This is a genomic window from Sphingobium xenophagum NBRC 107872, from assembly GCF_000367345.1.
GTDB classification, from domain to species: Bacteria; Pseudomonadota; Alphaproteobacteria; order Sphingomonadales; family Sphingomonadaceae; genus Sphingobium; species Sphingobium xenophagum.
On the sequence record NZ_BARE01000007.1, the window covers coordinates 53,167 to 75,340 of the forward strand.

General features: G+C 62.3%; 19 protein-coding genes and 2 tRNA genes. 7 read left to right on the forward strand and 14 right to left on the reverse strand.

Annotated features, from left to right (window positions below; all coding sequences use genetic code 11):
- Window positions 1-157 precede the first annotated feature (157 nt).
- On the forward strand, window positions 158-1,432 hold the full coding sequence (locus SX1_RS04025; RefSeq protein ID WP_026149490.1) for a hypothetical protein: 1,275 nt from the start codon (window positions 158-160) through the stop codon (window positions 1,430-1,432).
- 85 nt (window positions 1,433-1,517) lie between these two features.
- Entirely contained in the window at window positions 1,518-2,759 is a 1,242-nt protein-coding gene (locus SX1_RS04030) for a hypothetical protein (protein ID WP_019052029.1), read from the forward strand.
- Window positions 2,760-2,801: 42 nt separating this feature from the next.
- Here SX1_RS04030 and SX1_RS04035 read toward each other — a convergent pair whose 3' ends face one another.
- On the reverse strand, window positions 2,802-3,275 hold the full coding sequence (locus tag SX1_RS04035; protein ID WP_006950751.1) for an Lrp/AsnC family transcriptional regulator: 474 nt from the start codon (window positions 3,273-3,275) through the stop codon (window positions 2,802-2,804).
- 199 nt (window positions 3,276-3,474) lie between these two features.
- On the opposite strand from SX1_RS04035, the gene SX1_RS04040 reads away from it, so the two are divergent.
- From SX1_RS04040 to SX1_RS04050, 3 genes are all read left to right on the forward strand, one after another.
- Window positions 3,475-5,202, forward strand: a complete 1,728-nt coding sequence (locus SX1_RS04040) for a sensor histidine kinase (protein WP_019052030.1) — start codon at window positions 3,475-3,477, stop codon at window positions 5,200-5,202.
- Window positions 5,203-5,249: 47 nt separating this feature from the next.
- A complete protein-coding gene (locus SX1_RS04045; RefSeq protein WP_019052031.1) occupies window positions 5,250-6,287 on the forward strand; it encodes a polysaccharide deacetylase family protein in 1,038 nt (345 codons plus the stop codon).
- A 32-nt stretch (window positions 6,288-6,319) separates the two neighbouring features.
- Window positions 6,320-6,396: transfer RNA gene (locus SX1_RS04050), tRNA-Ile, on the forward strand.
- Between the two features lie 170 nt (window positions 6,397-6,566).
- Here SX1_RS04050 and SX1_RS04055 read toward each other — a convergent pair.
- Window positions 6,567-7,457 carry an AraC family transcriptional regulator gene (locus SX1_RS04055; RefSeq protein WP_019052032.1) on the reverse strand — a complete coding sequence of 297 codons (891 nt, stop codon included), beginning with the start codon at window positions 7,455-7,457 and terminating at the stop codon, window positions 6,567-6,569.
- 133 nt (window positions 7,458-7,590) lie between these two features.
- On the opposite strand from SX1_RS04055, the gene SX1_RS04060 reads away from it, so the two are divergent.
- The gene (locus SX1_RS04060) at window positions 7,591-8,346 is read left to right on the forward strand and encodes an SDR family oxidoreductase (protein WP_019052033.1); all 756 of its coding nucleotides are present in this window, start codon (window positions 7,591-7,593) and stop codon (window positions 8,344-8,346) included.
- A gap of 165 nt (window positions 8,347-8,511) precedes the next feature.
- On the opposite strand, the gene SX1_RS04065 is transcribed toward SX1_RS04060, so the two are convergent.
- The 6 genes from SX1_RS04065 to hemN form a co-directional block, all read right to left on the reverse strand.
- Window positions 8,512-9,162 (reverse strand): pentapeptide repeat-containing protein, encoded by a 651-nt coding sequence (locus SX1_RS04065; RefSeq protein ID WP_019052034.1) that lies wholly within the window; start codon window positions 9,160-9,162, stop codon window positions 8,512-8,514.
- A gap of 108 nt (window positions 9,163-9,270) precedes the next feature.
- A complete protein-coding gene (locus tag SX1_RS04070) occupies window positions 9,271-11,073 on the reverse strand; it encodes a PQQ-dependent methanol/ethanol family dehydrogenase (RefSeq protein WP_081609927.1) in 1,803 nt (600 codons plus the stop codon).
- 163 nt (window positions 11,074-11,236) lie between these two features.
- Window positions 11,237-11,947, reverse strand: coding sequence for a response regulator transcription factor (locus SX1_RS04075; RefSeq protein WP_019052036.1), 711 nt, complete (start codon window positions 11,945-11,947; stop codon window positions 11,237-11,239).
- Window positions 11,914-13,338, reverse strand: coding sequence for a sensor histidine kinase (locus SX1_RS04080; RefSeq protein WP_255209698.1), 1,425 nt, complete (start codon window positions 13,336-13,338; stop codon window positions 11,914-11,916). The genes SX1_RS04075 and SX1_RS04080 overlap by 34 nt, the downstream gene beginning before the upstream one ends.
- 261 nt (window positions 13,339-13,599) lie before the next feature.
- Complete coding sequence (locus SX1_RS04085; protein ID WP_017183487.1) at window positions 13,600-13,818, reverse strand: hypothetical protein; 219 nt, start codon at window positions 13,816-13,818, stop codon at window positions 13,600-13,602.
- Window positions 13,808-15,115, reverse strand: a complete 1,308-nt coding sequence (gene hemN / locus SX1_RS04090; protein WP_019052038.1) for an oxygen-independent coproporphyrinogen III oxidase — start codon at window positions 15,113-15,115, stop codon at window positions 13,808-13,810. The genes SX1_RS04085 and hemN overlap by 11 nt, the downstream gene beginning before the upstream one ends.
- A 135-nt stretch (window positions 15,116-15,250) precedes the next feature.
- On the opposite strand from hemN, the gene SX1_RS04095 reads away from it, so the two are divergent.
- Window positions 15,251-15,913, forward strand: a complete 663-nt coding sequence (locus SX1_RS04095; RefSeq protein ID WP_019052039.1) for an OmpW/AlkL family protein — start codon at window positions 15,251-15,253, stop codon at window positions 15,911-15,913.
- A 282-nt stretch (window positions 15,914-16,195) separates the two neighbouring features.
- On the opposite strand, the gene SX1_RS04100 is transcribed toward SX1_RS04095, so the two are convergent.
- The 6 genes from SX1_RS04100 to SX1_RS04125 form a co-directional block, all read right to left on the reverse strand.
- A tRNA-Lys gene (locus SX1_RS04100) sits at window positions 16,196-16,271 on the reverse strand.
- Between the two features lie 124 nt (window positions 16,272-16,395).
- Complete coding sequence (gene rodA, locus SX1_RS04105) at window positions 16,396-17,508, reverse strand: rod shape-determining protein RodA (RefSeq protein WP_017183091.1); 1,113 nt, start codon at window positions 17,506-17,508, stop codon at window positions 16,396-16,398.
- Window positions 17,505-19,583 carry a penicillin-binding protein 2 gene (mrdA, locus tag SX1_RS04110; protein ID WP_026149492.1) on the reverse strand — a complete coding sequence of 693 codons (2,079 nt, stop codon included), beginning with the start codon at window positions 19,581-19,583 and terminating at the stop codon, window positions 17,505-17,507. Before mrdA ends, rodA begins: the two co-directional genes overlap by 4 nt.
- Window positions 19,580-20,107: a rod shape-determining protein MreD gene (gene mreD / locus SX1_RS04115; protein ID WP_017183093.1), complete on the reverse strand. Its 528-nt coding sequence runs from the start codon at window positions 20,105-20,107 to the stop codon at window positions 19,580-19,582. The genes mrdA and mreD overlap by 4 nt, the downstream gene beginning before the upstream one ends.
- Entirely contained in the window at window positions 20,104-21,018 is a 915-nt protein-coding gene (gene mreC, locus SX1_RS04120; RefSeq protein ID WP_019052041.1) for a rod shape-determining protein MreC, read from the reverse strand. The genes mreD and mreC overlap by 4 nt, the downstream gene beginning before the upstream one ends.
- A 30-nt stretch (window positions 21,019-21,048) precedes the next feature.
- The gene (locus SX1_RS04125) at window positions 21,049-22,095 is read right to left on the reverse strand and encodes a rod shape-determining protein (protein WP_017183095.1); all 1,047 of its coding nucleotides are present in this window, start codon (window positions 22,093-22,095) and stop codon (window positions 21,049-21,051) included.
- Window positions 22,096-22,174 lie beyond the last annotated feature (79 nt).

A 22,174-nucleotide genomic window follows, 5' to 3' on the forward strand; every position in this document is an offset into this window, starting at 1 on the left:
CGGCAGCTTTCGGAACGAAGCGCGCGCATGACAGTTGCAAAATCCGCCGATATAGGCTTGTTCAATGGCCATTCACGCGCCGCCCCCTAATCGGCGCACAACAGACTTAAAGTCGCCCATGGCTTCCCCCGCCCGGTGCATTGAGGAGATGATGATCATGCGTTTTGTTACCCCGGTGGCGCTCGTACTGGCTTTGGCAGTAGGTGGTGGCGCGATTAGCGCGCCTGCTTTTGCTGCCAAGAAGGAAGAGAAGAAGGCCGGACCGAAGCTCAATGTTTCGCCCGAAGTCATCAAGGCTCTGCAGGCGGCGCAAAAGGCCGCTGAAGCGCAGGATTTCGCTGGCGCCAAGGCTGCCCTGGCCGACGCCGACAGCAAGGCGAAGTCGAACGATGACAAATATCAGATCGGCGCCATCAAGCTGAACACCTCCATCGCGAGCAAGGATAACGCGCTGCAGGGTGAAGCATTGGCGCAGATGCTCGACAGCGGCCTGACGCCGCCCGAACAGGCTGGCCAGTTCAATGCAGTCGCTGCCGATCAGGCGCTGGCCGCCAAAAATTACGATCTGGCGATCCAGCGGGCACAGGCCGCGCTTGCTGCGGGTTACAAGCCCGAAGCGATCAACCCGACCCTTGCCCAGGCCTATTTCGGCAAGGCGGGAACCGGCAACGCATCGGCTGAACCGGCGCGCGGTTTCAACGTTCAGGGTCTTGCCGCGCTCAAGGCTGCTGCTGATGCCATGAAGGCTGCCGGGCAGCAGGTGCCGGCCCAATGGTATCAGATCGGCGTTGGCCGGGCCGAAGCGGCCAAGCTGCCCGAAGTGACCGAATGGGCCAAGATGGCCTATCAGGCTGACCCGAGCGGCGCGAATTTGCGGACGCTGGTGCGGCTGTTCCAGCGCGCCAATCCGAACATCACGAATCGCGAAAATCTCGACGTGCTGCGCCTCCTGTCGGCGTCCGGTGGTCTGGTGGTCGCAGGTGACTTTCTCGAATATGCCGAAATGGCGTCCAAGACCGGCATCTATGGTGAGGTCAAATCGTCGATCGACCTGGGCCGTTCCAAGGGTGTACTGAACGCGACGCAGGGTAGCGAACTCTACCAGACCGCCACAGGGCGGATCTCTGGTGACAAGGGATCGCTGGGTGCGGCCGAAGCCGACTCCAGAAAGGCCGCCAATGGCAAGATCGCCGCGGCGACCGCCGACGCCTATCTGGGCTATGGCGACTATGCCAAGGCGGCCGCCATGTTCGAACTGGCCAAGGAAAAGGGCGGCGTGGATGCGGACGAAGTCAACACTCGCCTGGGCATCGCCAAGACCATGAGCGGTGACAATGCCGGCGCAAAGGCTGCGTTTGAAGCGGTACAGGGCGGCGCGCGCAAGCAGATCGCCGGTCTGTGGCTCGCCTATCTGGGCACCAAGGGCGCCTGACGGAATATGCGCCGTCGCCCTGATGGCGGCGGCGCGTTTTTGATTTTTTGCTGATATTGATGCGTCCGGGGAGGCTGTTGGGGCTATGCGATTTCTAACCTGTGTTTTTGCGGGCCTGCCGATTGTGTCGGCTGCGGCGTTGCTGGTGGCAACACCCGCACTCGCGAAAAAGAAGGTTGCTGCCGGTCCCGTCATCGCCATGTCCGATGCGTTTCGTGCCAATGTGGCTGCTGCGCAGGCCGCGCTGCAATCGCGTGACGTGGCCACCGCCAGCGCGCGGATCATGGCGCTGGCGCCAATGTCCGACATTGAAAATTATGTTGCGGCGGGGCTGCGGTTCGAACTGGCGGCCCAGCGCGGCGACGTGCAGGCGCAGCGTATTGCCCTGACCGACCTGTTCAAGACCAACGAGCTGCCCAAGAAGGATGCGCCGCGTCTGCGCTATGTCGCGGGCTATCTTTCCTATGCCGTGGGCAATTATGACGATGCGGTCGCGCAACTCGATTATGCCAAGACCCTTGGCTATGATGGGATAGATGCGCTGCTGCTGCGGGCCGATATTGCCCTTCGCCGCAACAAGCCCAAGGAGGCAAGGCCGTTCGTGCAGCAGGCGCTGGCGCGTCAGCGGGCGTCCGGTCAACCCGTGCCACTCGCCTGGTCCGACCGGGCGATTTCCATGGCCTATCAGGCGGGCGACTGGACCGAGGTCGGTCAACTCTATCGCGAACGGCTGACCCAGGCGGGCGCGCGGGAAGATTGGCGCTCGGCGATCACCAATTATCTGTCGGCCGCGGGCATCGATTCGCAACTCCAGCTCGACCTGTATCGCCTGCAGGCGGCCAATGGCGCGATGGCGAGCGAGCGGGACTATCAGGCCTACGCCCAACTGGCGGAGAAGGCCGGCTATTTCGCCGAGGCCAAATCCATCATCGAGGCAGGGCGCAAGGTCGGCAAGCTGACGGTGACCCAGCCCGCCACCGCATTGCTGCTGAAAGCCGTAACGCCCAAGGCGACCAAGGAAATCGCCGCCCTGCCTGCGCAGGCGAAGAAGGCGGCGGCGGCGTCATCTGGCAAGGACGCGCAGGAGGTGGGTGACAGCTATTTTTCGCTGGGCCAATTCCCCCAGGCGGTGGAGCAGTATCGCCTGGCGCTTGCCAAGGGCGGGGTCGATGCAGGCCGCGTCAATGCCCGGCTGGGCGTGGCGCTGGCGCGGTCAGGCGATTTGCCCGGCGCGCAGGCGGCATTGAGCCAGGCCAGTGGCAACTGGGCCAGCGTGGCAGGCTTCTGGTCCGTCTGGGTTGATCAACAAAGCCGCAAGGTCGCGTGAGGATGTGCCGGATCAGCCTGTGATCCGGCCACAGCCTGACACTTATACCGGCAAAGGTACGCCCGGCAGGTTTTTCGACGTGCGGATGGTAAGTGAGGTTTTGACGCTCACCACATTGGGCGCTGGCGTCAGCTTGGACGTCAGAAATTGCTGAAAACTCTGAAGGTCTTTCGCTACAACCTTCAAAATAAAGTCGATTTCGCCGTTCAGCATGTGACATTCGCGCACTTCGGGCAGTTCGGCGACATGGTCCTGAAACGCTTTGAGATCGGCTTCCGCCTGGCTTTTCAAGCTCACCATCGCGAACACCGTGATCGTATAACCCAGCATCCCCGGATCGACCACGGCATGATAGGAGGTGATGGCGCCTGCTTCCTCCAGTGAACGGACGCGGCGCAGGCACGGCGGCGCGGTCAGGCCCACCTTGCGGGCCAGTTCCACGTTGGTCATCCTGCCATCCTGCTGCAATTCGCCCAGTATTTGCAGGTCAATGTCGTCGATATTCGGGCCGGCCATTATTGTGCTTATTTCCTGTCCTGATTTCCTGTCCCATCATAATAATGTTTCAGGGCAATGCAATTGTCCCACTATGCGACGATCGCTTTCGTTCGCGTAACCAACCCCTTTTCCTTTGCAGGGCTAGGGCTTATCGGTAGTGCGTAACAGCCGCTGCGCGCACCGGGCACCGGTTTGCGCCACGGCCATATGGGGATTATTGGTGCGTTTCAACGATCTGATGCAGACAGTGCTGGCCGCTGACGACCGAGCCGGGCTGGGCGCGGTGACGTTGTGGCGTCAATGTGTCGATCTGCTGGCGCAGCATGACCGCGCCGACCGTATGCCGATGGCGGCGGACCAGCGGGCTGCCTTGCTCGATCGATTGTCGGGGCTACGGTCCAAAATGTCGGAAACGCAGCGCATTGCGACTGTCGTCGAACTCGGCGGTCGGCTGCGGTCGGCCAGCCTGGTCGAATTTTTTGCGCATGACCGGCCCTCTATCGCCGCTGCCGCAATGGCGCGGGCGCAATTGCCCGACATGGTTTGGGACGATCTGCTGCCGCGACTGACGCCTACTGCGCGTGGTGTTCTGCGCGGACGACGGGACATCGGCCCGGCGACGCGACTGGCGCTTGAAGCCTTTGGCCCGTCCGATCTGGTGCTGACGACCGTGCGTGACGACATGGTGGGGGATAGCGACATGCTGCTGACCGCCGATATGATCCCCGCGAACGATGTGCAGGAGCCGGAGGTCGAGGCCGGCACGGTCACGCCGCTCCGTGCGCCAGTGGGCGACAAGGACCAGATTCGCAATCTGGTCGATCGGATTGCCCAATTTACCAGCACGCGCTCACCGCCCCAGCCCCTGGAACCGCTGGCGGACGAACCGGCTGACCGCAGCGCCCCGCCGCGCGATTTCGCGTTCGAGACGGATGCCGCCGGCGTCATTCTGTGGATCGATCGCGGGCCACGCGCGGCGCTGATCGGCCTGTCGCTGGGGGATGCGGCGCTGGAGGGTGGCAGCGGGCCGGATGGCCATGTCGCGGGCGCCTTTGCCCGGCGCAGCGGGTTCCAGAATGGCCGTTTCTCGATAGTCGGTGGGACGATGGCAGGCGAATGGCGACTGTCCGCCGCACCCTTTTTCGATCCACGATCGGGCCGGTTTCAGGGGTATCGCGGTCAGGCGCGTCGCCCCTTCCTGCATGAAGTGGCGGTACAGCCCGCGCCGCCGCGGGACGGTCTGAGCGGTCTGTCGGCGGATTCGCTGCGCCAGCTGGTGCATGAACTGCGCACGCCCCTGAACGCGATTCTGGGCTTTGCCGAGATTATCGAACAGGAATTGTTCGGTCCTGCGGGCGCTGAATATCGTGACATGGCTGGCAATATTGCGGTCGATGCACGCCATCTGCTTGCGGCATTCGATGATCTGGATCTCGCCGCCCGCGTGTCGCGCGGCGACGATGTCAGCACGCCGCAATTGCTAGATCCCGAAATGCTGGTGCGCCAGATCGCCAGTCGCTTCCGTGATCAGGGTGGGGCGTTGGTCGACATCGCGATGGCAGCCAGCCTGCCGCCGGTGCAGATCGACCCGGTGCAGGGGGAGCGCATGGTGCAACATCTGCTGCGCACGCTGATTTCGGTCGCGCCAAAAGGGGAAGCGGTGACGGGTGCCTGCTGGTTCCAGCCCGACGGGGGCAATGGGCGCGTGGTGCTGGCCATCGACCGGCCATCCAGTCTGGCAGGTATGGAAGAAGCGCAATTGCTCGATCCCGGCTATACGTCCGATGGCGACTGGGCCGATGGGCCGCTGCTGGGGCTGGGCTTTTCGCTGCGTCTGATCCGCAGCCTGGCCGGAACATGCGGCGGCAGTCTGGATGTGGAGCCGGGGCGCTTGCTGCTCGCCATCCCCGCCGCCAGCATTGCGGAAGATACGCAGCACGCCTGACGGGCACGGCAACCCTATGGCAACCATTGCGCGCTAAGGGGAGGGGCATGACTGTTTCCTCCCATGATGGCAACCTGCTGGCCCCGCCTTTGCCGCAGGACAGGATCACCCTCGATCCCGCCTTCGGCACCCGGTTCATGCTTTTTGTCGATACCGAAGAGGAATTCGACTGGAACGCGCCGTTCAGCCGTACCGGCCATGGCGTCACCGCTCTGTCCGGCATGGCGCGCGGGCAGGACTATTTCGCGGCGGCAGGCATCAAGCCGGTCTATGTCACCGATTACCCGGTGGTCGATTGCGACGCGGCGTCAGCGATGATGGCGCAGTGGGTTGGCGATGGCACTGCTGATGTCGGCGCGCATCTTCACCCCTGGGTCAACCCGCCCCACGTCGAGAAGGTGAACGCCGCCAATTCCTATGTCGGTTTCCTGCCGGAAGCGGTAGAACGCGCCAAGCTGGAGGCGCTATGCCGCCGGATCGAGGAACGCTTTGGCCAGCGACCCATTGCCTATCGCGCTGGCCGCTACGGCGTTGGTCCCAACAGTGCGCGACTGCTTAGCGATGCCGGGTTCCGCCTGGACAGTTCGGTGCGCAGCCGCTTCGATTATAGCCAACAGCAAGGCCCCGATTTTTGCGGATTGCCCCAAACCCCCTATTGGGCAGGGCCGGACCGGAACTTGGTGGAACTGCCATTGTCGACAGCCTTTGTCGGCCTGCTGCGCGGTGCAGGTGAGCGCCTTTATCGCGCAGCCCAGACGATGGGACCGCTTGCGGGCGCCCTGTCGCGCGCCCGCATGTTGAGCCGGGTGCCGCTGACGCCAGAAGGCATCTCCGCATCAGAAGCCATCGCGGCAATCGACGCCCTGATCGAAGAACGCGTGCCAGTTCTCAATTTCAGCTTCCATTCGCCCACGCTGGAGCCTGGCCATACGCCCTATGTCCGTAACGAAGCCGACCGCGCCGCCTTTTACATTTGGTGGGACAGGGTGCTGACCCATCTGGCAAAGCGGGGCGTAAGGGCGGCCAGCCTCGATCAGTTTCTTAACGCGGTGCCCATGCGTATCGAGACTTGCCAAGCGGCGTGATGCTCCTTAATCGGGCGTTCGTTGACAAGGTGGGGCCTGTAGCTCAACTGGTTAGAGCTGTCCGCTCATAACGGATAGGTTGCGGGTTCAAGTCCTGCCGGGCCCACCACATTTCCTAATCATGATCTCTATAGCGCATTTCCGCTACAGGCTTTCCCGTGGTCGCGAGATGCGCCTTGTCTCACGACATCTCACCCTGGCGCGGCCCACAGGGGGCACCGACGGGGGCACTGGAATAGAAATTGGGGACATCCAGGCCATGATCAGACCCGAAAATGGTCAGGCGGCTACCTGGGCAATTTGACGAGTGGCCTTTGCGTCGCTGACCGGCGGCAAGCCGAACAGACGGCCATATTCGCGAGTGAACTGCGATATGCTCTCGTATCCGACTGCGAACGCGGCGGTTGCCGCGCTAACGCCCGCAGAATGCATCAGCCGCCGCGCCTCGATCAGGCGAAGCTGCTTCTGGAATTGCAGTGGCGAGAGAGACGTCACCGCCTTGAAGTGCTGGTGGAACGAGGACGAACTCATTCCGGCAGCGGCAGCGAGGCGGTCTATCGGCAGAGGCTTCGCGAAGTCAGTGCGCAACAAGGCTACCGCGCGGGCGACACGTTCAACATGGCCATCGGGCCAGCCGATCCGCCTGATCGCGTCGCCATGCCGTCCCGCCAACAGCCAGTAGTGCATTTCGCGAACGAGTTGCGCCTGCAGCACCGGCACGGAAGCCGGCCGATCGAGCAGCCGCATGAGACGCAGCGCCGCATCGGCCACTTCGACGTCAGTTTGATCGACCCGGACCGGCGCTAGGTCAGAGCAGTTCACAGCCTTCATCTGTCCGGCAAGGTCAGCAATGATCGCCGGGTCCAGCTCTAGGACCAGCGAATAATATGGCGCTGCGATGCTGGCGCGCGTGATCTGGCTGACGGTCGGCACGTCGGCGGTGATCAGCAGCGAATCGCCGGCCGAAAAGTCGAAGCTCTGCGTTCCCATCGTCACGCGCTTCGCGCCCTGCACCACGAGGCAGAGCAAAGGCCGCGAGATATCGTGCTTCAAGTCGCCCGTCGCGGTCGCGCGCACGGCGAAGACGCCCTGAATCGGCGTTGGCGCCATACCCTCGCGATCTGCGTGGACTTCAGCGTGGCGGCGGACGGCGTCAAGCAGCGTGGTCATTTCGCTACCATATCGCCTTCGAGACAATCGCGCACCATCTTTCGGAGTATTAGGCAAAGATCGTCGAGCTTCCGGCAACACCCGCTCGCCACATCCTGACATAAGGGGTTCACCGAAAAGAAGGAGACCTGTCATGACCAAGATCGCACTTGTTACCGGCAGCAGCCGCGGCCTCGGCCGCAACACCGCGCTCGCCATCGCGCGCAAGGGAGGCGATGTGATCGTCACCTATCACAGCCGCTCCGGCGACGCCGACAAGGTGGTCGCAGAGATTCAGGCAATGGGTCGGAAGGCTGTCGCGCTGCAACTCGATACGGGCAACGTCGCTGGTTTCGCCGACTTTGCGACGCGCCTCAAGGATGCGCTGGGCACGACCTGGCAGCGCGACACCCTGGATCATCTCGTCAACAATGCCGGACATGGTGACTATGCGCTCATCGCCGACACCAGCGAAGCGCAATTCGACGCGCTGATAAATGTGCATTTCAAGGGCGTGTTTTTTCTGACCCAGACGCTGCTGCCGCTGATCGCCGATGGTGGGCGCATCGTGAATCTTTCGTCGGGGCTGACGCGCTTCTGTGCGCCCGGCTTCGGCGCCTATGCAGCGGCGAAGGGAGCGATCGAGGTTCTTAGCCTCTATCTCGCCAAGGAACTCGGCAACCGCGGTATCGCGGTCAATACCGTTGCCCCAGGCGCGATCGAAACCGACTTTCTCGGCGGTGCGGTTCGCGACACGCCTGACATGAACCAGCAATTCGCCGACATGACCGCGTTGGGACGCGTTGGCGTACCTGACGACATCGGACCAATGATCGCGAGCCTGCTCAGCGAGGATAATCGCTGGGTCAATGCTCAGCGCATCGAGGTTTCGGGCGGCCAGGCCATTTGAGAAAGTCTGTGGCAACAGGGTCAACGGGCCAACAAGATATTCTGGCCACCATTTGCATCCTGACGCAATGGCGCAGCCTGTCCAGGTTACGCATCACGCAGATCGCCTTGAGGCAATGATCTTCGATCAGCAGCGCTGTTGTCTGGAGAATGCCGACTTCAGACATCAGTGCTGCTGATTGCGCAGCCGTTCCTTTTCTTCGGTCTGCCAGACCGTGTCGCCGCTTTGCCAGTTTGCCGGACAGCCAGTGCAATCCTTCATCCAGGCATCCTGAAACACCGCAAAGCGGATGCGTGACCCGTCCATGATCGCCTTTTCCAGATTGGCTTCGTAGAATTTCGCTTCCAGCAGATCGGCGTGGATCAGCTTGGCTTCTTTGAAGGACGCGCCTTTCAATAGCGCCTTTTCGAGTGTCGCCGCTGTAAAATCGACACGGTCGAAGGTCGCATGACCAGCCCTTGCAAAGGCGAGATTGGAACCGCGCAGCGATGCACCCGTCAATTGCGCGCCGTTGAGGAACGCTATGGACAGGTCCGCCCCATCAAGATCAGCCCCGTTCAGATTGGCGCCGCTCAGGTTCGCATGGCGCATGTCAGCGCGCGACAGCTTGGCTCCACTAAGGTCTGCGCCTGTCAAATCGGCGTTCGCCAGATCGGCAAAGCGCAAGTCCACGCCGGGGCAAGAGGTGCGTGGGGCGATGGTGCATCCATTCACGATCCACGGCGTCGGACGCTCTTCCACATTGACGATCTTCTGCTGTGCATAGGCAGGAACAGCAGCCGCGACAATCATCAAGGCAAGGCAGGCGAAGCGCATGGGATGGTCCGATCCACGACAAAAGGGGGTGTCCGGGCGGAGACGCGAGGGAGGTCGCGGTCCGCCCGGACGCTTCGCGCGGAGTGTCGGGCTCCGCGCCAAGACAATTCAGACTTCAGGCAATTCGAACACCCAGAAGGAGCCGCCCTGACTGACCGTGCGCGTTAGGTCGGCCATGTCGCCACCCCATAGCGGCACCGCGCCGCCATAGCCGGACGCCAGGCCGATATATTGTTTGCCATCCTCTTCCCAAGTAATGGGAACCGACACCACGCCCGAGCCGGTCTGAAATTTCCAGAGCTCTTCGCCGGTCTTGGCGTTGAAGATTTTCACATAGCCATCGCTTGTGCCCTGGATAACGATATTACCCTTGGTGGTGACATTGCCACCCCAGAGCGGCAGAGGCTCCTTGGCTTCCCATGCGATCTTGCCGGTCTTGGGATCCATGGCCCTCAGCACGCCGACATGATCGTCGAACTGCTTGCGGATGCGGAATCCCTGACCCAGATAGGCCGCCCCCTTGTTGTAAGTGACATTTTCCGTCCAATAGTCTTCCGACCAGTCGTTGGACGGGATGTAGAAGAGACCGGTGCCGGGGTTATACGACATGGGCATCCAGTTGGTGCCGCCCAGGAAATTGGGTGTAACCCGGATGCTTTCGCCCTTTTCCTTGCCTGGCGCAGGCGGCGGCGGGCGCTGTCCGGGATTTTCGATCGGGCGGCCGTTGGCGACGTCCCATTTGCTTGCCCAACTGATGTCGGGAACGAAGGGATAGATGCCGAGTGCGCTGCCCTTCTGCTTGCTGATCTTTCCGTCCCGCTTGGTCAGCTTGTCGAGGTCGGTCACGAAGAAATAGCCGTTGCGGTCGGCATGGGCGCCAGCGCGGATCGTCTTGCCGTCCTTTTCCAGATCGAACAACACGATCGGGTTGTTGCCCGAAAAGTCCCAGGCGTCATTGGGCGTGTGCTGGAAGAAGCCAACCGGTTCCCCAGTCGACGGTTCGATATAGACCTGTCCCGACGTGTAGAGGCTGTCGCCGGGCGAGCGCTTCCATGTGTTCCATGGCGCAGGGTTGCCGGTGCCGATGACGATGGTGTTGGTCTTTTCATCATAGGTGGCCGATTGCCACGGCGCACCGCCACCATGATTCCAAGCCTCGACCTTCTTGCCGTCCTTGTCATTGGGCCAGCTGGGCGCTTTGGGATCGCCGGTGAAGGTTGAGGGTTTTCCGTTCAGACGACCCTGATGCCCTTCCACCATCGGACGCATCCAGATTTCTTCGCCGGTATCGGGATCGCGGGCATATAGTTCGCCCACCACGCCGAATTCATCGCCGGACGACCCGTGGATCAGCATGACCTTGCCGGTCTTCTTGTCCTTCACGATGGTCGGCGCGCCAGTCATGGTGTAACCGGCCTTGTGGTCCTGGAATTTCTTGTTCCACACGACCTTGCCGGTCTTGCGGTCCAGCGCGACCATGCCCGCGTCCAGCGTACCGAAGAAGATCTTGTCGCCATAAATGGCCGCGCCCCGATTGACGACGTCGCAGCAGGGGCGGATGTCGTCAGGCAAGCGGGCCGTGTAGGACCAGATTTTCTTGCCCGTCTTGACGTCCAGCGCGAAGACGCGGCTATAGGATGCGGTGACATAGATGACGCCATCATAGACCAGCGCCTGACTTTCCTGACCACGCTGCCGCTCGTCGCCGAAGGAGAATACCCATTTGGGCACAACCTTCTTCGCGTTATCGGCATTGATCTGATCCAGCGTGCTGAACCGCTGCGCCTTCACGCCAAGGCCGTACATCAGCACATTGTCGGTGCTATGTTCGTCGTTGAGGATATCTTCCCACGACACGCCGGCCTTTGTGAAATCATGCTTCTGCGCCGCAGGCTGGCTGATCGCCGGCATCGCAACCAGCATCGCCATGGCCGAAACCAGCAGACACCCCCGTCTTCCTATCATCGCATCCTCCTAAAGCCCGACTGCGGTCATCACCGCTTGTCGAAACCAAGAGTAAGCGGGGCTTTATGAGATGGTCCTGATAGCTTTCTGAGAAACTGCTCAGAATAGCTTATGCTTTGGTCTGATGACGAAGCAGAAATCCCACTCCTCGGACGGTTGAAAGCTCGGGCGCTCTCTCGTGCTGCGACAGATATCTGCGGAGATAGCCTACATAGACGTCGACGGCATTTTCGGTGATTTCTGCATCCTGCCCCCACACTTCATCCAGTATCTGCCCTCGCGTGACGACTTGCCCCGCTTGTCGTGCAAGGCAATGCAACAGGTCGAACTCACGGCGACTGAGAGGGAGCAGCGCTTCACCCACGCGCGCTGATCGGCTGCGCAAATCGACCACCAACTCATCCAGCACGATCCGATCCCGCGATTGGGCGGCGCTGCGTCGGATCATGACATTAAGCCGCGCGAGCAATTCCTCGAATGAGAAAGGTTTGGTGAGATAGTCATCGGCGCCACAGCGAAAGCCATCCAGCCTGTCCTCCAGCTCCGCACGGGCGGTCAACATGCAGATGGGAAGGTCATTGCCGCGGGCACGGGCTTCACGGCACAGGTCCGCGCCGTCCGCATCTGGCAGCCCCAGATCCAATATGGCTGCATGAAACTGGCCCGATGCCAATCGCGATTGCGCCCGACGTCCCAGCGTCTGCCATTCCACGGCATAGCCTTCTGCTGTCAGCCCGCGATGGACGAACCGGCCGATCCCCGGATCGTCTTCGACCAGCAATATCCTCAAGCCCGCGCCGGGAGCCTCAGCGACACGCATAATCCTTCTCCATCATATCTGTTAAAGGCGCTGATCCCGCCGGCATGGGCATGCACGATCCAGCGCGCGAGCGACAGGCCAAGGCCAGTGCCGCCAAGGGAACGGCCTGCCTTACCCTGCGCATAGGGATCGAAAATCCGCTCCAGTTCGCTCTCAGCAACGCCCGGTCCTTCATCCGTGACGACGATGCCCACTTCACCCTGCTCATATGTCCCGCTCAATTGCAGCGTGCCGCCCGGTGGCGAGAATTTCACACCATTGTCGATCAGGGCAAGCATCGCCTGCCGCAGCCGATCAGGGTCGCCAATGATCGGCATCGGTTTGTCGAGCGAGCTCAACTCCAGTCGGACACCGCTGGCGGAAGCAAAGCCGGCCGCACTCTTGCCGACCTGTTGCGCAAGGTGCGCGAGGTCCACGGGACTGGAGCGCAGGGGCAGGGCACCATCTTCGGCGCGCGCCAAGGTCAGCAAATCATCAAGCCGCCTTTCAAGGAACAGGTTGCTGTCCAATATCTGATGCAGGGCGTCCCGCAGCGCCAATATGTTGTCATCGAAGCGCAGGGCCACTTCAGCCTCGCCACGCATTACCGTTACCGGTGTACGAAGTTCGTGGCTCACCTTTGAAAGAAACAGTCGGCGGCGCTGATCGGTGACGGTCAGTTTTTGGTTCAACCGCTCCAGTTCGCGCGTTCGCGCGGCCACTTTCGCTTCCACTGCCTCCGCCATATTTTCGAAATGATCGATCAACCGCCGCACTTCCGACAGATGACTTCCGGGTAATGGCTTTCGCCCATGCTCGCGCGCGATGGACTGCGTCGCATGAGCTACCGCTTCAAGCGGCTTCACAAGGTGGCGCCAAAGAAATACCGCTCCTCCAAACGGAAGGGCCAGCAGGACGATACTGATGGCAAGGATCAATCGCCACGCGTCGCGCTGCGCCTGTCGCGCCGCCTGTGTCGCCACCTCCGCTTCTCTGTTTTCCTTTGCTGCGATGTGCCGGACCATTGCCCGGATGTCTGGCAAGGCAGAGGAGCCGGATCGTAACAACGAGACCAAATATCGTGCGTTGGCCTCTTCCTCTGCCTGATAGCGAAGCTCCGGCTCAGTGCCGCCGATCAAAGCCGTTTCCGCTGATATGCTCTCGAAATACGCTCTAATGGCGTTACTCAATTCATTCTGGGCTGCGCTGGAATGGTTCAGCAGGATCTGCGCAGCTTCCGCGTCTATCCGTGCCAGCAATAGAACCTGCTTCTGCGCCATGTCCGCGCGTTGCGAGAATATATGGGTAGATCCCTGCAGGTAGATTATTGTGCTCAGCAATGCCCCAAGGCCCATTGCGATCGCTATGGCCCCAGTCAGGAACAGACCCCGAAAGCCTATCAGAGTCCGCACGATCCTCTCCTGCCCTTAGCCTCTCCAAGGAGAGGCTAAACCAAACCGGCCTTGGCGTCCCTTATACCTAGGGAGGAGGGGCAATGCGCCAGCGCCTTGACAAGGAGCGATCGTCATTGCCCCGGTCGACGGCTTCTATGGGCAGCGGACCTTCATAGAATTAGCGTCAATGAGCGACGTTGCCCTGCGCCATCGCTGCCTCAAAGGCCCCGACAGTTCAGCGACCTGCTCGGAACGCAAGTCGATCGCACATTTGCGTGCTCAGGCGCCTTTCATCTTCTTGCGATGTTCCCGCATCATCATATGGCAGGCGAGACGGTCATGGTCGTCCGACTGGCGCTTCTCCCAGGGTGGCGACCAGTCGGCAGGCGGCTCGCCACAAAAATAGCCGCCCCGCCGTGAGCGGGTCGTCGCATCGGCTGTGGTCGAAAGCGCGGTGGCGATCAGCCCAAGCGCGAGTATCAGTTTGCTAAACGGCATGGCTGAACCGCGTTTCCTGCGGGCGGAGATAGGCGTCGAAGCAAGCCGCGACCGACCGGGCGTAGGGTTGCGCTTCCGGGCGGATCTCGATCATTCCGTCGTGCAGGCGGGCAATCCCCATGTTGATGAATTTGGCCAGGTCGCGCGATTGAACGACCCCGTCGCTTGGCGCTGCGCCGTCGCACAGCAGGCGCTCGATCAATCGCCCGCGCTTCTGATCGTCGGCGCTGCGCCTTACGCCGCGGGTCGCCGTCAGCCGCTGTTGGCCGATCATGTCCCGATAGGGCCCGGCATTTTTCTCATTCTGCACGATCAGGTCGGGAAACTGGCTGATCGCACTGGCCCCCAGGCCGATCAGCACGTCGCTGTCATCCTCGGTAAAGCCCTGAAAATTACGCCGCAATCTGCCGCTGGTCGCGGCCTTTGCCAAAGGGTCGCCGGGCAGCGCGAAATGATCGAAACCGATGGCGCGATAGCCTGCGGCGGTCAGCATCGCATGCCCCTGTGTCGCCATGGCGAAACGCGTGGCCATGTCGGGAAGATCGGCCTGCGATATGCGGCGCTGGCGGTGCAGCAGATGGGGCATATGGGCATAGCCGAACAGAGCGATGCGCGATGGCGCCAGACGGGCGCTCGTCTCCAGCGTTTCAATCAGGTCCGCTTCGCTCTGACCCGGCAGGCCGTACATAAGGTCGAAGCCCACGTCGATATGTGCCCGGCGCAGCCCCTCAACCGCGGCTTCCACCATCTCGACAGGCTGCACGCGCCCGATGGCTTGCTGGACATGCGGCGCAAGGGTCTGGACGCCCAGATTGACCCGCGAAACGCCGATCTGCCCCATGGCGTCGATCCACGCCCGGTCGAGGCGGCGGGGATCGATTTCGACCGATAGCGCAGCATCGCTGGTGTCAAAGCACAGCAACAACTGGTGATTGAGGCGCACCCAATCGACCAGAGGCAGCGAATTCGGGCTGCCCCCGCCAAATGCGATATGGGTGACGCGCCGCCGCCCGCCCAGGCGGGACGCGACCAGCGCTATCTCCTGCTCCAGCGCATCGACATAGGTGGCAAGGCGGCGGGGCCGTGTCGCAGCGCCAGTGTTGCACCCACAATACCAGCAGATGTCGTGGCAATAGGGGATGTGCAGATAGAGCGAGATCCCCGCATCCTGCGGTAGCCTGTCGAGCCGTTCCTCCAGCGCTTCGGCGCCGACGGCGTCGGTGAATTGTGCGGCGGTCGGATAGCTGGTGTAGCGCGGCACCGGGGCCGCCAGCAGATCGGGATGGTATCGGAACATGGAAAGCGGCCTGCCATCTGCCGCGCGTCCCCGCATTGCGAAAGATCAAATCTCCGATTGCGCGGCGTCAAGGAACGACCGGCCAGCCCGGCCTACAAGGCGTCATTGACCGCAACATCAGGGACGGAGACAATAATGCGTATAAAGACTTTCTTGCTGGCTGGCGCGATGGCGGGCGCACTGGTGGCCGGTCCGGCTCAGGCCAAGCAAGGCGACATCCTGCTGCGCGTACGTGCGATCATGGTCGCGCCGAACGAAAAGAGCGGCAGTGTCCTGCCCGCCTTTCCGGGCGAAAAAGTGTCGGTCGACAACAGCATCATGCCCGAAATCGACGTCACCTACATGGCCACCGACCATATCGGTTTCGAACTGATCGCCGCGACCACGAAGCATAGCGCCACTGGCCGCACGGGTACGACCGGCAGCATTGGCAAGCTCGCCTCGACCTGGGTATTGCCGCCGACGCTGACGATGCAATATCATCCGGTCGTCGACGGTCCCATCCGGCCTTATGTGGGGGCGGGCATCAACTATACGCTATTCTATGCAGAAGATGCCTCCACGGCTCTGGAGACAGCCGTGGGCAAGACCAAGGTGCATATGAAGGACAGCGTCGGCTGGGCTGGGCAGGTTGGCGTCGATGTCGACCTGAACGAGAAGATCTTCCTCAATTTCGATGTCAAATATATCGACATCAACACCAAGGCGCGATTGGCGACCACGGCCGCCGGTGTCCAGCGCGTCAAGCTGGCGCTCGACCCGTTGGTATTTGGCGTAGGCGTCGGCATGCGTTTCTGATCGAACAGTCGCCCTCTACGAAAAATGGCTCGGCCGATCCGTTGGCCGGGCCATTTTTCGTTGGCGCGTCGGGCAGTCCCCCGCCTGTTGAAGCACCGGCGCAGAATATGGTCATGCCGCGATGTGTCAGAGGTCGTGCATGTCGGCTCGCCAGACTTTGCGTCGGAGTTTCATCGCCCGTTGCTGGAGCGCGACATTTAGAGCGGCTCGCAATACGCAAACACCAATACTGCTCGGAGCGATATATGTCCGGGACAAATTACTGTGCTGGCGGTCGAAAAATGGTGGACGCACTAGGGCTCGAACCTAGGACCCGCTGATTAAGAGTCAGCTGCTCTACCAACTGAGCTATGCGTCCACACCGGCAATCGGGCGGTCTGGATGACCAGTGCCCGTTGGCGTGGGCGGGCAATTAGCAGCGTCATCGGGATTCGCAAACCCTAAATTGCGTTGGGTTGCAGAAATATTGCGCGGGGGCGGCTTCAGCCCCAGTTTCGGGGGTTGTTCGCGCGGCTGTTGGAGCGGTCGATCGCCATGATGATGCCCACGCACAGCATGACGGTCAGCATCGATGATCCGCCATAGGACATGAAGGGCAGGGGGATGCCCACCACCGGGGCCAGGCCCATCACCATCATCAGGTTGATGGCGACATAGAAGAAGATCGTCGTCGTCAGCCCCGCCGCGACCAGCCGGGCGAAGCGGTCGTTCGTACGCATCGCCACGCGCAGGCCCCAGCGGAACAGCAGCATGAATGCGCCGATCAGCAACAGGCCACCGGCCATGCCCCATTCCTCCGCCATGGTGGCGAAGACGAAATCGGTATGGCCTTCGGGCAGATAGTCGAGATGGCTTTGTGATCCCTGCAGGAACCCCTTGCCCCAGATACCGCCCGAACCGATTGCGATCTTGGACTGGCTGATATGATAGCCCGCGCCCAGCGGATCGCTTTCCGGGTCCAGGAAGATGAGGACGCGCTTCTTTTGATAGTCGTGCAGGAAGCTGAAGGCGATCGGCACGATGGCAGCCACGGTCAGCCCCGATCCGATGAACAGCCGCAGCGGCAAGCCGGCCAAAAACATGACGGTCACGCCGCCAGCCAGGATCATCGTTGCGGTTCCCAGGTCCGGCTGGATCAACACCAGCGACCATGGCATGCCGATCAGCAGGAGAGCGGGCCAGATCGCGTTCCAGCTGCGGATTTCGCCCACCGGCAGGCGCGCATAGAATTGCGCCACGGCCAGCACGATGACCGGCTTCATGAATTCGGATGGCTGAAGCTGCATGAAGCCCAGATTGATCCAGCGCTGGCTTCCCCCCGCGACTCCGCCGATCAACTCGACCAGAAACAGCGCCACCAGAATGGCGCCATAGGCGGGAAAGGCAAACCGCGCGAAAATTTCCAGCGGGATGCGGCTAAGGACCAGCGCCATCGCGGAAAATATGCAGAAGCGCACCGCCTGGTTGGTCGCCCAGGGGAAGATGCTGCCCCCCGCTGCGCTGTACAGGACCAGCGTACCGAAAACCGCGATGGCCAGCAGCAGCGCCATGACGCGCCAGGGGAATTGGGTGATGGGCTGGGGAATGATGCTCATGGCGCATCCGCCGCATTGCTGCCGGGGGGAGGAGGGGCGTCGTCCGACTCGTCGGCTGGTGGTGCCGCTGGTGCTGGCGTGGCGCTGTTGCCCGCCGCTGCTGCGTTGCTGCCATTGTCGGCGGCAGGTGGCGGTACTTCACCCTTCTCGATCGCGCGGGCCAGGCGGAACGCGCCCATTTGCCGCGCCTGCCTTTCCGACGGGGTGCCGCCCCAGCCCTTTTCCAGCGTCTCCAGCTTCTCCATCGCCTTCTTGGGATCGAACAGATAGGACAGCGTATCGCTGGCGATCATCGGCGCGTCCTCGTTACGGATCAAATGCCCGCCATGTTCGATGATGCAGGCGACCGCATAGCGCGGATTGTCGAACGGCGCGAAACCCTGGAACAGGGCATGGTCGCGCAGCTTGAACGCCAGTGAGCTGTTGCCGCGTACCCCGCCCGCGCGCTCGGCCATGGTGATGCGCCGGACCTGCGCGGTGCCGGTCTTGCCGGCGATCAGCACGCCGGGGATGGACATGCGCGCGGCCCCGCCCGTGCCGCCGCCATTGACGACTGCGCTCATTGCGTCGCGAATGACGACCAGATGCTCTTCGGATGCGCCGACCAAAGCAGGCTCGGGACGCTTCGCGCCGTGCAGGAAATTGGGCATGAGTTGCTTGCCGGTCGCCAGCCGCGCGGCCATCACCGCCATTTGCAGCGGATTGATCAGCATATAGCCCTGACCGATGGTGGCGTTCACCGTGTCATACACCTGCCATTTCTGGTCATATTTCTTCAGCTTCCAGGCCGGGTCGGGCACCGTGCCATAGCTTTGGCTGGGGAAGGGCAGGTCGAAACGCTGGCCCATGCCGCACCGCCGCGCCATCGCCGCGATCCGGTCCATGCCGATGCGTTGGGCCATCTGGTAGAAATATATGTCGCAACTCTGGGCGATGGCGGTCCGCATGTTGACCGCGCCATGGCCGCGCCGCTTGTGGCAGTGGAACAGCGTATTGCCGACGCGCAGCGCCCCGGAGCAGCCGACCGTTTCCTGCGGCCCGATGCCCGCTTCCAGCAGTGCGAGCGCCACCATCGGCTTGACGGTCGATCCGGGGGGATAAAGCCCCTGCAACGTCTTGTTGCGCAACGGGACATGGTCATCCTGCGACAACATGGCCCATTCCATATGGCTGATGCCGTCCGAAAAACTGTTCGGATCGAAACTGGGCATCGACGCCATCGCCAGCACATCGCCATTGGCGCAATCGATGACGACGACGGAACCGCTCTGCGTCGCCAGCCGCCGTCCGGCATATTCCTGCAATCCCGCGTCGATGGTCAGCTTGATCGAATGGCCGGGCGTATCGGGTCGGGTGGTCAGTTCCCGCACGATCTTGCCGCGCGCCGTCACCTCGACCCGCTTGGCCCCTGGCTTGCCGGTCAGATGTTCGTCAAAGGCGCGCTCCAGCCCGTCCTTGCCGACCTTGAAACCCGGCGTGATCAGCAGCGGATTCTTGCGTTCCTTATATTCCTCCGCCGTCGCCGCGCCGACATAGCCCAGCAAATGACCGACTGTGGACCCGCCCGGATAATGGCGCGAAAAGCCCTGGCTGGGCGCAACGCCCGGCAGGTCGGGCAGGCGTACGCTGACCGCGGCATATTGGTCGTAGGTCAGCTTGTCGGCGACCTGCACCGGGCGGAACCCGGCCGACTTGTCCAGTTCCTCGCGAATGCGATCGACCTCGTCCGGCTCCAGGCTCAGCAATTGCGCCAGATGCTTCACCGTCGCATCGGCGTCTACCACCCGCTGCGGGATCAGGTCGACGCGAAAATCGGTGCGGTTGTTGGCCAGCGGCCGACCATGGCGGTCGATGATCCAGCCCCGGCGTGGCGGAATGAGCGTCAGGTTGACGCGGTTGCTCTCCGACAGGAGCGAATATTTCTCATTCTCCGCCACGCTGATCCACGCCATTCGCGCGGCCAGCACGGCGCCGACCGCCCCCTGGAGCGCCCCCAGCACCATGGTGCGGCGGGTGAAGGTGAAGGACTGGGCGGCTTCGGTGATGATCTGGCGTTTGGAACCGGGAAATTTCATGCCATCACGCGCCAGCGGTCGATCCGCGCGCATTGCCGGACGACGAAGGGAAATAATAATATCGTCCAGAACATCTGTGGCGCGACCAACAGCAACCTCACATCGCCTCCGCCGGTGATGCGGGCAAAGAACAGCCCGCCGGCCATGCAGACTATAATGGCGAAACCGGCGATCAGCCAGTCCTGTCGGTAACTACGCCATATCATGCGATGCTCGACCGCGTCGACGCCTATCAGCATGATGGTCCACAGGAACATGGCGGAACCGATCGGCTGCCCGCTCATCATGTCGTCGAACAGGCCGAGCGGCAGGCCGATCCACGCCCGCCACAATTCCGGGCGCAACAATCGCCAGGATAGCAGAAACAGCAGGCCAAAGGGCGGCATGACCGGCGATTGCGCGATCACGGGCAGCGCCGTGACGGACGATCCCAGCATGACGGTGATGACCGGGATGCCCGCCAGCCGAAAGCGGGACGGGTTCCGCCCCAGGCGCGGCACATAGTGAAGGTGCCGATCGATCATGGCGTCGCTACATTGCCCGGCTCTGCGCCATCCGCCGCGGCGGGTGCGCCTGGGTCGGGGCGTGTCACGACCTGTTCGAACGCGCGCTCGACCACGACCGCATCGACGCGCGATGGATTGGCCAGCGGGAAGCCCCAGGCGATTTCGCCCTGCACCCGCACGACGACCGCAACGGGAATGTTGGGCTGATATATGCCGCCAATGCCCGATGTGACCAGCAGATCGCCCGGCTTGAACGGATTGCGCCCGGCCGACAGCGACCGGATTTCCAGCGATCCGTCGCCGGCCCCGGTCGCGATGGCGGGCACATTGTCATTCGCCCGCCGCACCGGCACGATGCTGCCGCTATCGGTCAGCAACAGGACGTCGGACGTGTTGGGCGTGGTGCTATGCACCCGTCCGATCAGCCCTTCCGTCGCGCGCACCGGCATGCCCGGCTGCACGCCCTGCCACCGCCCCGCATTAAGGCGAGCAAAGCGCCGCGCACTGCTGGAGGAGGAACTGATCAGCCGCGCCGTCAGCAACTGGCTGGCATCCTCATCGACCAGCTTGAGCAATTTCTTGAGCCGCGCATTTTCCTGCGCCACGGCCTTGGCTTCGATGATGCGGTTGCGATCCGCCTCCACCTGGCGGCGCAGCGCGACATTCTGCGACCCCGCACGCCAATAGGCGGCCAGCACTTCGTCGATGGAACTGACCCCGCTCACCATGTTTTTCAGGCCCACGGACACAGGGCGGGTCAATTCGGCGGTAACTGCGCGAATACCTGCAAACCCGGTGGGATCGAAGATCGCGACGACGATCAGCAACAGCCCGATCGCTGCGCCGGTGACCGCCACCACATAGCTGGCGAACAGGCTATATTGCGCCTTCCGGTTGTGTCCGGGGCGTCGGCTGGGTGGCCGCGCCATCTACGCGTCCCTTTCGCTCTGGCCTAACGATCAGGCGGTTTGCAATACACCCCGGAAGATCGGATCTTCCATCGCACGGCCAGTGCCGATCGCCACGCAGGTCAGCGGGTCTTCGGCGATGGTCACGGGCAGGCCGGTTTCGTCGCGCAATTCGTCGTCCAGACCATGCAGCAACGCACCGCCACCAGTCAGGACGATGCCCTGATCGACAATGTCGGCGGCCAGTTCGGGCGCGGTATTTTCCAGCGCGATCCGCACGCCTTCCACGATCGTGCTGATCGGTTCGGCCAGGGCATCGGCAATCTGGCCCTGATTGATGCTGATTTCCTTGGGCACGCCGTTCACCAGATCGCGGCCCTTGATATGGATCGTCTCACCCACGCCATCGGCGGGCGACTGGGCGATGCCATATTGCTTCTTGATCCGTTCCGCCGTGGCTTCGCCGATCAGCAGATTGTGATGACGGCGCACGAAGGACACGATCGCTTCGTCCATCTTGTCGCCGCCCACGCGCACGCTGGTGGTATAGGCCAGGCCACGCAGCGACAGCACGGCGACTTCGGTGGTGCCGCCGCCAATGTCGACGACCATCGAACCGATCGGCTCGGTCACGGGCATGTCCGCGCCGATCGCGGCGGCCATCGGTTCCTCGATCAGGAACACCTGCCGCGCACCGGCATTGCTGGCGGCATCGCGAATGGCGCGACGCTCGACGCTGGTGGAGCCGGACGGCACGCAAATCACGATTTCAGGCGCGCGCCAGGGGCTGTGCTTGCCGCCATGCACTTTGGTGATGAAATGCTTGATCATCTGTTCGGCGACGTCGATGTCGGCAATCACGCCGTCACGCAGCGGCCGGATGGCCTCGATCGAATCCGGGGTCTTGCCCATCATCAGCTTGGCGTCGACGCCGACCGCCTTCACCCGCTTCACGCCGTTCAGCGTTTCGACCGCCACCACCGACGGCTCGTTCAATACAATGCCGCGACCGCGCACATAGACCACCGTATTGGCGGTGCCCAGGTCGATGGCCATATCCTGCGAAGTGAATTTGAAGAGACGCGAGAAGATCGACATGCCTTATCCTGTATCGCCCGCCGTCCCCGCGACGCGACTGGGGACCGGTCGGAAAGCTGTTCCGTTCGTCGCTGCGCTA

Coding starts and splice junctions, on each gene's coding strand:
- SX1_RS04035 (WP_006950751.1), bottom strand. CDS start 3,275: ATGGCCGGCCCGAATATCGACGACATTGACCTGCAAATACTGGGCGAA.
- mreC (WP_019052041.1), bottom strand. CDS start 21,018: ATGGCGCGGCCACCCAGCCGACGCCCCGGACACAACCGGAAGGCGCAA.
- mrdA (WP_026149492.1), bottom strand. CDS start 19,583: ATGAAATTTCCCGGTTCCAAACGCCAGATCATCACCGAAGCCGCCCAG.
- SX1_RS04030 (WP_019052029.1), top strand. CDS start 1,518: ATGCGATTTCTAACCTGTGTTTTTGCGGGCCTGCCGATTGTGTCGGCT.
- hemN (WP_019052038.1), bottom strand. CDS start 15,115: ATGTTCCGATACCATCCCGATCTGCTGGCGGCCCCGGTGCCGCGCTAC.
- rodA (WP_017183091.1), bottom strand. CDS start 17,508: ATGAGCATCATTCCCCAGCCCATCACCCAATTCCCCTGGCGCGTCATG.
- SX1_RS04075 (WP_019052036.1), bottom strand. CDS start 11,947: ATGCGTGTCGCTGAGGCTCCCGGCGCGGGCTTGAGGATATTGCTGGTC.
- SX1_RS04055 (WP_019052032.1), bottom strand. CDS start 7,457: ATGACCACGCTGCTTGACGCCGTCCGCCGCCACGCTGAAGTCCACGCA.
- SX1_RS04085 (WP_017183487.1), bottom strand. CDS start 13,818: ATGCCGTTTAGCAAACTGATACTCGCGCTTGGGCTGATCGCCACCGCG.
- SX1_RS04095 (WP_019052039.1), top strand. CDS start 15,251: ATGCGTATAAAGACTTTCTTGCTGGCTGGCGCGATGGCGGGCGCACTG.
- SX1_RS04125 (WP_017183095.1), bottom strand. CDS start 22,095: ATGTCGATCTTCTCGCGTCTCTTCAAATTCACTTCGCAGGATATGGCC.
- SX1_RS04065 (WP_019052034.1), bottom strand. CDS start 9,162: ATGCGCTTCGCCTGCCTTGCCTTGATGATTGTCGCGGCTGCTGTTCCT.
- SX1_RS04070 (WP_081609927.1), bottom strand. CDS start 11,073: ATGCCGGCGATCAGCCAGCCTGCGGCGCAGAAGCATGATTTCACAAAG.
- SX1_RS04060 (WP_019052033.1), top strand. CDS start 7,591: ATGACCAAGATCGCACTTGTTACCGGCAGCAGCCGCGGCCTCGGCCGC.
- mreD (WP_017183093.1), bottom strand. CDS start 20,107: ATGATCGATCGGCACCTTCACTATGTGCCGCGCCTGGGGCGGAACCCG.
- SX1_RS04025 (WP_026149490.1), top strand. CDS start 158: ATGCGTTTTGTTACCCCGGTGGCGCTCGTACTGGCTTTGGCAGTAGGT.
- SX1_RS04045 (WP_019052031.1), top strand. CDS start 5,250: ATGACTGTTTCCTCCCATGATGGCAACCTGCTGGCCCCGCCTTTGCCG.